The organism is Mycobacterium gastri, assembly GCF_002102175.1.
Taxonomy (GTDB): domain Bacteria; phylum Actinomycetota; class Actinomycetes; order Mycobacteriales; family Mycobacteriaceae; genus Mycobacterium; species Mycobacterium gastri.
The window spans coordinates 1-12,567 of record NZ_LQOX01000149.1; the positions used below are offsets into that span (position 1 = coordinate 1).

The following is a 12,567-nucleotide window of genomic DNA, read 5'->3' on the forward strand; positions in this document are numbered from 1 at the left end:
ACCCACCAACCCAAAAAACCACCACTGACCAGCACAAACAACGCTGATCAGGCATCAAGGGCGGAAACTCCCGCTAGGGACCCTCACGGCCCCGGGCTGCGCCCCAAGGACCCACTTGCCGTCACCGGCGGATCGGGTCAAGGATTCGTTTAGAAACCCTCGAGCACTGCGCGCGAACCTCGAGCCATCAACCCACCGGACCTGCCGCATAGGCCCACAACGAAAAGGAACACAAAATGGTCAACTACCCCTACCCGCCCCATGCCTACCAGCCCCATGCCGCCGTGCCGCCCCGAGCGCCACGCCAGTCAACCAACGGCCTCGCTGTTGCGGCGATAATCGTCTCATTGGCAGGAGCCCTCCCCTTTACCCTTCTCGGGTTTTTCATCTATATGTTCACCTGGGCGATTGTGCCAGCGTTCGTTCTATCCATAACCGGTGTCGTCCTGGGTGCGGTTGCCCTCCCAGTGCTCAGGCGCAACTCGCAGCGCGGTCGAGGGATGGCATTGACCGCAATCATCGCAAGCTCCATCTTCCTAGTTGGAGGGTTAGCCCGCGACATCCTTGCTTTTGCTAACGATAACGGCCAGCTGCTGCACCAACTAGGCCTCTCGTAGGGCAAGTCAGATGACGACGCCGATCTGGTGATGTCAGCGGCGGCCAGCCTCAGGGCGATGCCGCCGCTAATGTCGGTTTCCTCCCGCGGCTTGACCATATTGCTCATCCCTTGGGCAAGGCTGGTCACGATGTCGACCTGATTGCGGCGCTCGTCGCTGTTGGGGACGTGTGCCCCGAGGAACGCTACGAGCACTATCGAGCCGTGCCGCCTTGAGGGGGTATCCCAGAAGAGTGACCGTGCCGTCGGCCATTGCTCGTCGCGCCAGTTCGTCCCAAAGGTTTCAAAGGGTCGTGGCACCGGATGCGCGAAGCACACTTACAGTAACTGCGCGGCATTGGGGCTAGCCGGTGAGCTCAGTGACTCCCGGGGGCGCGGCAGATCACCGCTGCCCCGGGAGTCGCCGCACGGAGTCGGTACACAGATCTTGCAAACCTGTTCGCGCGCAGCCGATCCCACGACCACGATGTCCGTGGTTGGGTCCGCTCGGCCGGTAGCGACCCGCGGCCGGATCAGAACGCCGCCACCTGTTCGATGACGTTGACCATCACCCGCAGCCCGATCGCCAGGGCCCGCTCGTCGAGGTCGAACGTCGGCTGATGCAGGTCCAATTGCGGCCCGTCGCCCGACCACACACCCAGCCGCGCCATGGCCCCGGGAACCTCCTCGAGATACCAGGAGAAGTCCTCACCGCCGCCGGACTGCCAGGTATCGGCCAGGACGTCGGGACCGACGGCTTCGATGGCGTGGGTCAGGATGCGGGTCGAGACGTCCTCGTTGACCACCGGCGGCACCCCGCGGTGGTACTGCAACGTGTGCTCGATCGCCAGCGGCGCCAGGAGCGCGTCGACGGCGTGGCGGATGATGTCCTCCAGGTCCACCCAGGTCTGCCGGCTGGCGGTGCGGACAGTACCGAACAGGATGCCGGTTTGCGGAATGGCGTTAGCGGCCACGCCCGCGTTGACCGCCCCCCAGACCAGCACGGTGCTGTTGCGCGGGTCGATGCGGCGCGACAGCACTCCGGGCAGGCCGGTGATCAGCGTGCCCAGGCCGTAGACCAGATCGGCGGTCAGGTGCGGACGCGACGTGTGCCCGCCCGGCGAATACAGCGTGATCTCTATCGAATCGGCTGCCGAGGTGATGGGGCCGTGCCGGACTGCGACCTTGCCCACCTCCAGGCGGGGATCGCAGTGCAGGGCGAAGATGCGCGACACCCCCGTCAGCGCCCCGGCCGCGATCGCGTCGATGGCACCGCCGGGCATCAGCTCTTCGGCGGCCTGGAAGATCAGCCGCACCCCGACCGGCAACTCGGGCACCGACGCCAACGCCAGCGCGGTACCCAGCAGAATCGCGGTGTGCGCGTCATGCCCGCAGGCGTGGGCGATATTGGGCATGGTCGAGGCGTACGGCGCGCCGGTGCGCTCGGCCATCGGCAGCGCGTCCATGTCGGCGCGCAACGCGATCCGCGGCTGATGTTCCGGGCCGAAGTCGCACGTCAGTCCGGTGCCGCCGGGCAGCACTTTGGGGTTCAGGCCCGCGTCGGCCAACTGTTCGGCGACGAACTGGGTGGTGGCATACTCCTGGCGACCCAGCTCGGGGTAGCGGTGGATGTGCCGCCGCCAGGCGACCAGGTCGTCGTAATGTGCGGCCAGCCACGACTCGGCGGTGTCGACGAGGCTCATCGGGCCGCCGCCCTGCGCTGCTGCGCGGCCAGCACCCGGTCCCGCTCGTCGGGCGTCTCGGCGAGGCGAACAACCGTGCGCGCCAACATGATTGCGCCGTCAACGACCGCGCGGTCGGCACTCGGGCCGGCCGCGGCCGCGGCGAAGGCGCGCTGGTGAACCGTGGCGCCGCCCGCCTCGACACCGATCACCGGATGGATCCCCGGTAGCACCTGCGTCACATTGCCCATATCGGTGCTGCCCATGGGCAGCCCTGCCTCGACGGCCGCTGGCACCGGGTCGCGCCCGAGCCGGCGCATTTCTTGTCGGCACGCGTCGACGAGCCATGGATCGGGGTTCAATTCAGCGTATGCGGGTGCGGCGGCGTCGATTTCGTAATCGCAGCCGGCGGCCACCGCTCCCGCGGCGAAGCAGGCATACACCCTGCCCTCCAGGTCGCGCAGCGATTCCGAGTCGTGGGCGCGCATCGCGTACTGCAGCATCGCGTGCCCGGGAATCACGTTGACCGCCAGCCCGCCGTCGGTGACGATGCCGTGCATCATCTGCCCGGGCGCCAATTGCTGCCGCAGTAGCCCGATAGCCACCTGCGCGACGGTCACGGCGTCGGCGGCATTGACTCCTAAATGCGGGGCGACGGCGGCGTGCGATTCCTTGCCGCGGTACCGCGCGGTCACTTCGGACAACGCCAGCGACCGCGCGCCGGCGATATCCGTCGGCCCCGGGTGCACCATCACCGCCAGCGCCACGTCGTCGAACGTCCCGGCCTGCAGCATCAGCGCCTTACCGCCGCCGGACTCCTCGGCGGGGGTGCCTAGTAGGGCAATGGTCAGGCCGAGGTCGTCGGCAACCTCGGCCAGCGCCAGCGCGGCACCCACCGCCGCGGCCGCGATGATGTTGTGGCCGCAGGCATGTCCGATCTCGGGAAGCGCATCGTATTCGGCGCAGATACCCGCCACCAGCGGCCCGTCGCCGAAGTCGGCCCGGAATGCCGTGTCCAAGCCGCCGGCGGCCGGGGTGATCGCGAAACCGCGTTCGGCGGCCAGCGTTTGCACTTTGGCGCAGCTGCGGTGTTCGGCGAACGCCAACTCCGGCTCTGCGTGGATAGCGTGGGAGAGTTCGACCAAGTCACTACCGCGGCGTCGCACCAACTCGTCCACGCGGTCGGCAGCGGTGAGTGCGGGCATCTTGGCAGTATCTCATCGACGGCGACCGGTTCACTGGCGAGCAGACAGAGTCGCATGGCGGCGCCGGGCGGCGTGCGACTCTGTGTCTGCTGGCGCTGAGTAGGCTGCCCGTGTGCGCGACCCGCTGCCGGAGCCCGGAGAACTCGCTCGGCACGCAGCGCAAGTCATCGCCGAGCGCACCGGGATCGGCCGCCATGACGTCGCCGTCGTTCTCGGGTCGGGATGGTCTGCGGCCATCGCCGCGCTGGGCCGGCCGACGGCCGTACTGCCCCAGGCCGACGTGCCCGGGTTCGCACCGCCGCGGGCCGCCGGGCACGCCGGCGAGCTGTTGTCCGTACCGATCGGTGAGCACCGGGTGCTGGTGCTGGCCGGCCGCATCCACGCCTACGAGGGACACGACCTGCGCCACGTCGTCCACCCGGTGCGCGCGGCGTGCGCCGCGGGGGCACACACCGTCGTGCTCACCAATGCGGCCGGCGGACTGGCGCCGGATATGCAGGTCGGTCAGCCGGTGCTGATCAGCGACCACCTGAACCTGACGGCGCGGTCCCCGCTGGTGGGCGCGCAGTTCGTCGACCTGACCGACGCGTATTCGCCGCGGCTGCGGCAGCTCGCCCGCCAAACCGATCCGGGTCTGACCGAAGGCGTGTACGCCGGCCTGCCGGGGCCGCACTACGAGACACCCGCCGAGATCCGGATGCTGCAAACGCTGGGTGCCGACCTGGTGGGCATGTCGACGGTGCACGAGACGATTGCCGCCCGCGCCGCGGGCGCCGAAGTGGTGGGCATCTCGCTGGTGACCAACCTGGCGGCCGGCATCACCGGTCAGCCGCTCAGCCACGCCGAGGTGCTGGCCGCCGGCGCGGCGTCGGCTTCCCGGATGGGCGCACTGCTGGCCTCAATGATCGAGCGCATAGCGCGCGGCTGAGTCATGACTCCCGTGACGCCCCAGGAATGGATCGCTCACGATCCCGACCCGGTGACCGCCGCCGAGCTCGCCGCCTGCAGCCCCGGCGAACTCGCCGCGCGGTTTGCCCGTCCGCTCACCTTCGGCACCGCGGGGCTGCGCGGACCGGTACGCGGCGGGCCCGACGCGATGAACCTGGCGGTGGTGCTGCGCGCCACCTGGGCGGTGGCTCGGGTGCTGGCCGAATCGGCCAGCCCGCGATCCGAAACGGTGATTGTCGGACGAGATGCCCGGCACGGTTCGGCGACCTTCGCCACCGCGACAGCGGAAGTGCTGGCCGCCGAAGGCTTTTCGGTGCTGCTGTTGCCGGAGCCGATGCCCACACCGATCGTCGCGTTCGCGGTGCGCCGCACCGGCGCCGCGGCCGGGATACAAATCACGGCGTCACACAACCCGGCGACCGACAACGGATACAAGGTGTACCTCGACGGCGGCATCCAGATCGTCTCGCCCACCGACCGCCACATCGAGGCCGCGATGGCCGCCGCCCCGCCGGCAGATCAGATCACCAGAAAGCCCGTCGAACACGCGCACACCGATCTCCTCGACCGCTACATCGAGCGTGCGGCGGCCGTCCGCCACTCGACCGGATCCGTGCGGATAGCCCTGACCGCGATGCACGGCGTCGGTGGCGCGGTGGCCGTCGAAACGCTTCGCCGGGCCGGCTTCACCGACGTGCACACCGTCACGTCGCAGTTCGCACCCGACCCCGACTTCCCCACCGTCGCCTTTCCCAACCCTGAGGAGCCGGGCGCCACCGATGCGCTGCTGGCACGGGCCGCCGAAGTTCATGCCGACGTCGCGATAGCGCTGGATCCCGACGCGGACCGGTGCGCGGTCGGCATACCCGTCGAAACCGGTTGGCGGATGCTTTCCGGAGACGAAACCGGTTGGCTGCTAGGCGATTACATCCTGTCGCAACCCCCAACAGGGCCACGGACGGTCGCCAGCACGGTGGTGTCGTCGCGGATGCTGGCGGCGATCGCCGCCGACTACGGCGCCCTCCACGTGGAGACCCTCACCGGGTTCAAGTGGCTGGCCCGCGCCGATGCCGACCGGCCCGGCACCCTGGTGTACGCGTACGAGGAAGCGATCGGGCATTGCGTCGACCCCGCCGCGGTGCGCGACAAGGACGGCATCAGCGCCGCCGTATTGGTGTGCGATGCGGTGGCGACGCTGAAACGGCAGGGCCGTTCGGTGCCCGACAAACTCGACGAGCTTGCCCGGCGCTACGGCGTCCACGAGGTTGCGGCGGTGCCGCGTCGGGTCGCCGATGCTGACGAGGCCGATGCGGTGATGACGCGGCTGCGGCACACCCCACCCGACCGGCTGGCCGGTTTTCCCACGACCGTCACCGATATCGCCGACGCGCTGATCTTCACCGGCGGCGACGGCCACACCTCGGTCCGGGTGGTGGTGCGACCCTCGGGCACCGAGCCAAAGCTGAAGTGCTATTTGGAGGTTCGCTGCGCGGTTGCCGTTGACTTGGCTGTCGCGAGGCATCGGGCTAGGCAGTTGCGCGCCGAGCTGGTCGCCTCGGTGGGCAGCTGGTGATTTAGCGGGGGCCGAACTGGCGGTCGCCCGCGTCGCCGAGACCGGGCACGATGTAGGCGGCCTCATTGAGCCCTTCGTCGACGGCGGCGGTGAACAACCGCGCGTTGGGCGCCACTTTTTCCAGTGCCGCAATGCCTTCCGGCGCCGCGCACACACACAGCACGGTGATGTCACTCGCCCCGCGGGACAACAGCAGGCCAACGGTGTATGTCATCGACCCGCCGGTGGCCAGCATCGGGTCCAGGACCATGACCGGCAGACCGTTGAGGTCGTCGGGCAGCAACTCCAGATATGACACCGGCTGGTGTGTTTTCTCGTCCCGGCCGACACAGACAAAGGCGACATCCGCCTCCGGTAGCGCCGCATGCGCCTCGCCGACCATGCCCAACCCGGCGCGCAGCACGGGCACCAGCAGCGGTGGTCTCGCCAGCCGCACTCCTACCGTCGCGGTGAGCGGGGTGCGGATCGGGACCGGCTCGGTGGGCGCGTCGCGGGTCGCCTCGTACACCAGCGCCAGCGTCAGCTCATGCAGCGCGGCCCGGAAGGCGGCGCTGCGGGTGCGTTCGTTGCGCAGCACGGTCAGCCGGGCCGCCACCAGCGGGTGGTCGATGACGTGGACATCCACGGGGTGTGACCCTATAACGATCAGGCTCACGCCGGCTGACACGCTGACTCTCGCGCTGCGACGGGTCGAAGCCGCCCCCTATACTCCGGGCGTGCGCGGGGTGCGAGGGTGTCTGACGGGTGTTGGTCGAACCCTGGCGGTCTTCGCTGCGGTGGCGGTGTCGGTGTCGGTGTCGGGCCAGGTCAGGGTTCATGACGGGGTGCAGTCTCGCCCGGAGCCCACGGCGGCTGCGCTGCCGATGTTCTCGCACGTGGTGATCGTGGTGGAAGAGAACCGCTCGCAGGCCAACATCATCGGCAACCCGGCGGCGCCCTTCATCAACGCGCTGGCCGCCAACGGCGCGATGATGGCGCAATCATTCGCCGAAACGCATCCCAGCGAACCCAACTACCTGGCGATGTTCGCCGGCAGCACCTTCGGCCTGACCAAGAACACCTGCCCGGTGGACGCCGGCTCGACGCCCAACCTGGCCTCCGAACTGCTAGCCGCCGGGCACACCTTCGTCGGTTTCGCCGAGGATCTGCCCGCGGTCGGCTCGACCGTCTGCAGTGCCGGCAAGTACGCGCGCAAACACGTGCCGTGGGTCAACTTCAGCAACGTCCCGCCAACGCTGTCGGTGCCGTTTACCGCATTTCCACAGCCGGAGAACTACCCGAGTCTGCCGACGGTGTCGTTCGTCATACCCAACGCCGACAACGACATGCACGACGGCTCCGTCGCCGCCGGCGATGCCTGGCTCAACCGCGAACTGTCTCCGTACGCCAACTGGGCCAAGGCCAACAACAGCCTGCTCATCGTCACGTGGGACGAGGACGACGGCAGCAGCCGCAACCAGATTCCGACGGTGTTCTACGGGGCACACGTGCAGCCCGGCACTTACAACGAGCAGATCAGCCACTACAACCTGCTTGCCACACTGGAGCAGATGTACGGCCTACCCAAGACCGGCAAGGCGATGAACGCTCCCCCGATCACCGATATTTGGAGCAGCTGAGCACTACCGGGCCGGGGCCATCGCCCGGCCGTCGCTATTCTGTGCCGCATGGCTGCTGACCTCGTGCCCATCCGCCTGGGCTTGTCCGACGGTGACCGCTACACGCTGTGGGCACCGCGCTGGCGTGACTCCGGCGACGAATGGGAGGCGTTTCTGGGTAAGGACGAGGACCTGTACGCCTTCGAGAGCGTGGCAGACCTGGTCGCATTCGTCCGCGGCAGTACCGACAACGACCTGGCGGACCACCCGGCGTGGCAGGAACTGACCGAGGCGCACGCGCACGACTTCGATCCGGACGCCGACAAGACGTTCGATCTGGTGGTCGTCGAGGAGCTGGTGGCCGAAAAGCCGACCGAGGAGTCGGTGGCAGCGTTGGCCGCGACGCTGGCGATGGTGTCGTCCATCGGATCGGTGTGCGAACTGCCGGCGGTGTCGAAGTTCTTCAACGGCAATCCCACGCTGGGCACGGTGTCGGGGGGGATCGACTACTTCACCGGGAAGGCCGGCCAGAAACGTTGGAACGCGATCGCCGAGATCATTGCGCGCAGCTGGGACGACGTGCTCAAAGCCATCGACGACATCGTCAGTGTTCCCGAGGTCGACGCCGACCTGGCGGCCAAGGCCGCCGACGAATTGGCCGAAGAACCCGAGGAACCGGACGTGGAGGAGGCCGAGGGCGACGAGGGGGAGGCTGTTGACGAGGCCGCGGCTGCGGAGTCGGCCGGCCAGGACGGCACCGACGACAGCGACGCCGACCTCCACGAAGACGCCGAAGAAGAAGCCGCGGCAGCCGTCGTTCTGGGTAGCGACGAGGACTTCTGGTTGAAGGTCGGCATCGACCCTGTCCAGATCATGACCAGTGCCGGCAGCTTCTACACCCTGCGTTGCTATCTCGATGATCGCCCGGTCTTCTTGGGCCGCAACGGTCGCATCAGTGTATTCAGTTCCGAGCGGGCGCTGGCGCGCTATCTTGCCGACGAGCACGACCACGACTTGGCGGACCTGAGCACCTACGACGACATCCGCACCGCGGCCACCGACGGCTCACTCGCGGTCCAGGTCAGCGATGACAATGTCTACGTGCTGACCGGGCTGGCCGATGATTTCGCCGACGGGCCTGATGCCGTGGATCGTGACCAGCTGGATCTGGCGGTCGAATTGCTGCGCGACATCGGCGACTACTCGGAGGACAGCACCGTGGACAAGGCGTTGGACCCGGGCAAGCCGCTGGGCAAGTTGATCGCCTGCGTGCTCGATCCCGACTCGGTCAGCAAGCCCGCGGGCCCGTATGCCAAGGCGGTACGCGAATGGGAGCGGGTGGAACGGTTCGTGGAGTCGCGGCTTAGGCGCGAATAGCGTTCTCGAGCCGGTGACTGCAGGCGCGAATAGGCCGTCAAGTTTAGGATCATCGCCTGACGTTTGTCTGCGCGCGGGGAGTGAGGTCTCAGATGATGGTGTTTGCGGTGGAGCCGGCTGTGGTGGGGGCTTCGGCGATGACGCAGGCGGGGTTGGCGGCGAGGCTAGGTGCTGGGGTGGCCGCGGCTGCACCGACGTTATCGGCAGTGGTGCCGGTGGGCGAGGATGCTGATTCGGCGGCGTGCACGGCGGTGGTGGACGCAGCGTATTCGAGCATCGCTGGTGAGCATGCGGCGGAGCGCGGGGTGTTTTCTGACGCCCAGTCGATGGCCGGCGCGACGGTGGCGGTGGTTAGTGAGGCGATGCGCGCGGCGGCCCTGACCCGGTAGCAGTTAGCAGGTTGTGGTAGTGCATTCCTGGTCGGCGTTTTCGCCGGAGGCCAACTATGCGGCGTTGGCCTCGGGGTCTGGTCCGGCCTCGACGTTGGCCTATGCCGAAACGTTGAGCGCGCAGGCGGCGCAGGTGCAGGCGGTGGTGGCGGCCTCGGCAGCCAGTGGGGCGGCCACCTATGGCACCACGTGGCGCGGGGTAGGGGCTTCGGCTTCGGCGGTGGCCCAGGCCGCGTTGGATACCCAGCATGAGTTGCTGGCCGCGGCGCTGCTGGAGAAGGCATCCCATGTCGCGGCGGCGGCCGGTGCGCATCAGAGTGCGGTGGCCTCGATGGTCACCGCGCAGGAGGCGGTGGCGAATCGACGCGATGAGGCCACCGCCCAGCAGATCAACCCGCTGGTGTGGGGGGCGTTGACCCCGCAGATCGTGGCGTTGAATCTGGAGTATTACGGGCAGATGTGGCCGCGTAATGCGGCTGCGGGCGCGGCCTATGGGGCGGCGTTGCGCGCGGCCGCGGCGGCGATTATGGTGCCGTTTCCACCGGCGGTGGCGGGAGGGTCGCCGGCTGCGGCGGCGCGGGGTTGGCCGAAACCGGGGCGATCAGCGCGGCCGGGGCAACCCTGCAGGCCGGTGAGCAAGGCGCGCACGCGCTCATCCCCCCGCCAACCGTCGGTGCCGGGATGGGGGGTGCGCCGTCGGCGCCGTTGGCCGGCTCGGTCTCAGCGTCGGCGTCCCCGAATACCGCCTCGGCGGCGGCCACGCCCGCCGGGGCTCACACGCTAGCCCGGGCGCCGCAGCCTCCGATGGGGATGTTCGCCCAGGTCGCACACGCCGGAGGAGTCGCCGCCCCCGGCCCAGCCATCCCGGGACCAGGTTCTGCGCAGCTCAGCGAGGCGATGCAGAGCCGCGCTGGCACCCTATCCCCGCCAGCCGGATCGGGTCCAGGAACCGGTGGTGCGGTCAGCGGTTATCCGGGTGCGGGAGCAACCAGCTACATTCGGCCCACCGGCGACGGTTTCAGCCCACCCGCCATGCAGCGACCCGGCAGCGGCACACCCGCTGGCATGCTCACCACCGCTACGCTGCACAGTCCGGTCACCGCCGCGCCCCGCTCGACGGTGCAGCCGTTGGCCTACGTCCACCTCCAACCACCCCAACCCAGCGGCGCGTCGTCACCATCGCCCCCGTTCGACCCCGGCGACACCGCCCACACCCTCAACTCGCCACCCCCACCACAACCTGCGGCACCCCCGCCACCGGCCTCCCAACCGGCGACACCACCTGGCGACGCACCCGGTCCCTCCACCGGTAGCGACGGTCCTAGCGGCTCCGGGAGCCGCGGCACCCAGATGCTGGACACAGGAGCGGGCCCGGCACCCCAAGCGCCACCAATGCTGCCACCGCTTGCTCCGCAACCACCGATTCCGCCGCCACCGTCTCCGCCGCCGGGCAAACCACCGCTTGGGCAGCCCCCCATTCCGCCCTGGGCCAGCCCACCGCCACCGCCATCGCTGCAAGCCACGCGAGACGCCTACAACAAGTTGACAAGTGACATCGCCAACCACAATCTAAATCCGCCCAACCCTTCCGATTGGAACGCGGTAAACGCCTATAATCAAGAAGCCTGGTACTACAACACCTTAAAGGCCCAGCTCGAGCGCCAATTAGATGCGGCCAACGCACAATACACACCCGCCAACGACGCCAAACGCGCCGACATCCCATACTGGACACAACCCGCACCACAACAACCACGTACGCCCAACACCCAACCACAACCGGGCACGTCCCCAAGCCCAACTATTGCCGACCAGGCTAAGAAAATTGGTGAGGAAGTAAAGACGGTTCCGAAGGGTTCCGGACAACTCCAAGCCTTGGCGGACAAGGTAACTTCCCTGCACCTTGACCAGACACAGGCAGCCGAAGCAACCGAGATTGCCGCTCAGACAGCATTCGGTGAAACTGGAGGAATCGCCAACCTCCCCGATGGAACAAAGGCAGTGTTACCAGCGAGATTAGATCAGGGGGTAGCAATGATTGTCCATCCTAACGGATCGGTTACTGTGTTCAAGGGCGACCTTACCCAATTCCTGCCCTACCTTGGTAAGTGAGGGGATGCGTGCTGTGAATACAGCGTTCACACCTGCGATTATTGACTTCGAAATCTACCTGCTTATGACGATGAAGCTAAGGATCTCAATGTCGCGCAAACAAGCTCAGCTAGAAGCCAAACTGGCTGAACACAGGCTCTCCATAGACGATGCGGAATGTGTACATAAGCGAGTGGCCGAGGCTCTTGGCGATGAAGCCTCTTACCTCGGAAATATGAAGAATTTGCTATGGGTTGTGAACCAGGATGCCCCATCTTTGAAATTTAGCAGCGTATTGTGGCCCGGATTTGACTTCAATGCCGTTACCGATGAAGACGGGTTAATTGAGTCGGCACGGTATTGGCATATAAGGCGCAATTCGCACATATTCAATTCTCCGACCGAAGTACCCACTTGGGGCATGGACGTCACCGAGTTCACGGAGCACTTTGGCCCCATGCGGCGTGGCCGTCAGTGGCCGTTGTTTGACAAGTTTCTCCCCGCATACGAGGAATACGAATTTCCATGGGCGGGGGAGAGTTATGGTGCGGGATTCAGTTGGGGGCTCTTCATGTTTTCGGCGAAGTCGTGGCCTGAAGATTAAGAGGGTTCAGCTAGCGCCCCGCGCCGTTCGGAACCCTCTTCGAGCTTTCAGCGACCAGGCACACGAGCCTGCACGCTAATCAGGAGGAGGCTGCCGAAGCAACAGACATCGCCGCTAAGGCCGCTTTCGGTGAAACTGGAAGTGTTGTCAACGTGCCTGACGGAACAAAAGTGGTGCTGCCCGCAGACTTAACGTATGGGAGAGCAATGGTGGTACATCCTGAAGGATCGGCGACAGATGAGCGTATCCTCATATGCGGCGATCATTGATTTTGAGGTCTACCTGCTCATGACGATGAGGCTAAGAATGTCGATGGCGGACAAGGAAGCTCAACTAGTACTGCAGCCGTAGTTCGGGGCTGGAGTGTATCGGCGTGTCTGCGCTGGTAGAAGCGGTGGCCGGGGCATTGTTCGGAGTTTGTGAACACATCTGAATATGCCGCGGCCCCCGCGGCTGCCAGCGTAGACCCTGACCGGTGGTGGGCGCAGTTCTCGACGGTGATCGA

The 12,567-nt window shown here is 66.9% G+C and carries 12 protein-coding genes; 9 read left to right on the forward strand and 3 right to left on the reverse strand.

What is annotated here, in order from left to right; genetic code table 11:
• The first annotated feature begins 236 nt into the window (after positions 1 to 236).
• On the forward strand, positions 237 to 617 hold the full coding sequence (locus AWC07_RS24775; protein ID WP_139829868.1) for a DUF4190 domain-containing protein: 381 nt from the start codon (positions 237 to 239) through the stop codon (positions 615 to 617).
• Between the two features lie 511 nt (positions 618 to 1,128).
• Here the strand turns inward: AWC07_RS24775 and AWC07_RS24780 are convergent.
• Together AWC07_RS24780 and AWC07_RS24785 are read right to left on the reverse strand one after the other, a co-directional pair.
• The gene (locus AWC07_RS24780; RefSeq protein WP_036410337.1) at positions 1,129 to 2,298 is read right to left on the reverse strand and encodes an amidohydrolase; all 1,170 of its coding nucleotides are present in this window, start codon (positions 2,296 to 2,298) and stop codon (positions 1,129 to 1,131) included.
• A complete protein-coding gene (locus AWC07_RS24785; RefSeq protein WP_036410339.1) occupies positions 2,295 to 3,482 on the reverse strand; it encodes an amidohydrolase in 1,188 nt (395 codons plus the stop codon). The genes AWC07_RS24780 and AWC07_RS24785 overlap by 4 nt, the downstream gene beginning before the upstream one ends.
• Positions 3,483 to 3,594: 112 nt before the next feature.
• Here AWC07_RS24785 and AWC07_RS24790 point away from each other — a divergent pair, with 112 nt between their 5' ends.
• Positions 3,595 to 4,410: a purine-nucleoside phosphorylase gene (locus tag AWC07_RS24790; protein ID WP_036410340.1), complete on the forward strand. Its 816-nt coding sequence runs from the start codon at positions 3,595 to 3,597 to the stop codon at positions 4,408 to 4,410.
• 12 nt (positions 4,411 to 4,422) lie between these two features.
• Positions 4,423 to 6,003, forward strand: a complete 1,581-nt coding sequence (locus AWC07_RS24795) for a phospho-sugar mutase (protein WP_036410345.1) — start codon at positions 4,423 to 4,425, stop codon at positions 6,001 to 6,003.
• Between the two features lies 1 nt (position 6,004).
• Here the strand turns inward: AWC07_RS24795 and upp are convergent, their stop codons facing one another.
• Positions 6,005 to 6,628: a uracil phosphoribosyltransferase gene (gene upp, locus AWC07_RS24800; protein WP_036410341.1), complete on the reverse strand. Its 624-nt coding sequence runs from the start codon at positions 6,626 to 6,628 to the stop codon at positions 6,005 to 6,007.
• A gap of 163 nt (positions 6,629 to 6,791) precedes the next feature.
• Here upp and AWC07_RS24805 point away from each other — a divergent pair, with 163 nt between their 5' ends.
• From AWC07_RS24805 to AWC07_RS24825, 6 genes are all read left to right on the forward strand, one after another.
• The gene (locus AWC07_RS24805) at positions 6,792 to 7,622 is read left to right on the forward strand and encodes an alkaline phosphatase family protein (RefSeq protein WP_425271273.1); all 831 of its coding nucleotides are present in this window, start codon (positions 6,792 to 6,794) and stop codon (positions 7,620 to 7,622) included.
• Positions 7,623 to 7,670: 48 nt separating this feature from the next.
• Positions 7,671 to 8,978: a protein export chaperone SatS gene (gene satS / locus AWC07_RS24810; protein ID WP_036410343.1), complete on the forward strand. Its 1,308-nt coding sequence runs from the start codon at positions 7,671 to 7,673 to the stop codon at positions 8,976 to 8,978.
• Positions 8,979 to 9,070: 92 nt separating this feature from the next.
• Positions 9,071 to 9,367, forward strand: coding sequence for a PE domain-containing protein (locus tag AWC07_RS24815; protein WP_139829870.1), 297 nt, complete (start codon positions 9,071 to 9,073; stop codon positions 9,365 to 9,367).
• Positions 9,368 to 9,386: 19 nt separating this feature from the next.
• Positions 9,387 to 10,151, forward strand: coding sequence for a PPE domain-containing protein (locus AWC07_RS24820; protein ID WP_051507824.1), 765 nt, complete (start codon positions 9,387 to 9,389; stop codon positions 10,149 to 10,151).
• Positions 10,152 to 10,909: 758 nt separating this feature from the next.
• Positions 10,910 to 11,479 (forward strand): hypothetical protein, encoded by a 570-nt coding sequence (locus tag AWC07_RS27230; protein ID WP_139829871.1) that lies wholly within the window; start codon positions 10,910 to 10,912, stop codon positions 11,477 to 11,479.
• Positions 11,480 to 11,483: 4 nt separating this feature from the next.
• Entirely contained in the window at positions 11,484 to 12,062 is a 579-nt protein-coding gene (locus AWC07_RS24825; protein ID WP_051507825.1) for a hypothetical protein, read from the forward strand.
• Positions 12,063 to 12,567: the final 505 nt, after the last annotated feature.

Coding starts and splice junctions, on each gene's coding strand:
- AWC07_RS24775 (WP_139829868.1), top strand. CDS start 237: ATGGTCAACTACCCCTACCCGCCCCATGCCTACCAGCCCCATGCCGCC.
- AWC07_RS24780 (WP_036410337.1), bottom strand. CDS start 2,298: ATGAGCCTCGTCGACACCGCCGAGTCGTGGCTGGCCGCACATTACGAC.
- AWC07_RS24785 (WP_036410339.1), bottom strand. CDS start 3,482: ATGCCCGCACTCACCGCTGCCGACCGCGTGGACGAGTTGGTGCGACGC.
- satS (WP_036410343.1), top strand. CDS start 7,671: ATGGCTGCTGACCTCGTGCCCATCCGCCTGGGCTTGTCCGACGGTGAC.
- AWC07_RS24815 (WP_139829870.1), top strand. CDS start 9,071: ATGATGGTGTTTGCGGTGGAGCCGGCTGTGGTGGGGGCTTCGGCGATG.
- AWC07_RS24825 (WP_051507825.1), top strand. CDS start 11,484: ATGCGTGCTGTGAATACAGCGTTCACACCTGCGATTATTGACTTCGAA.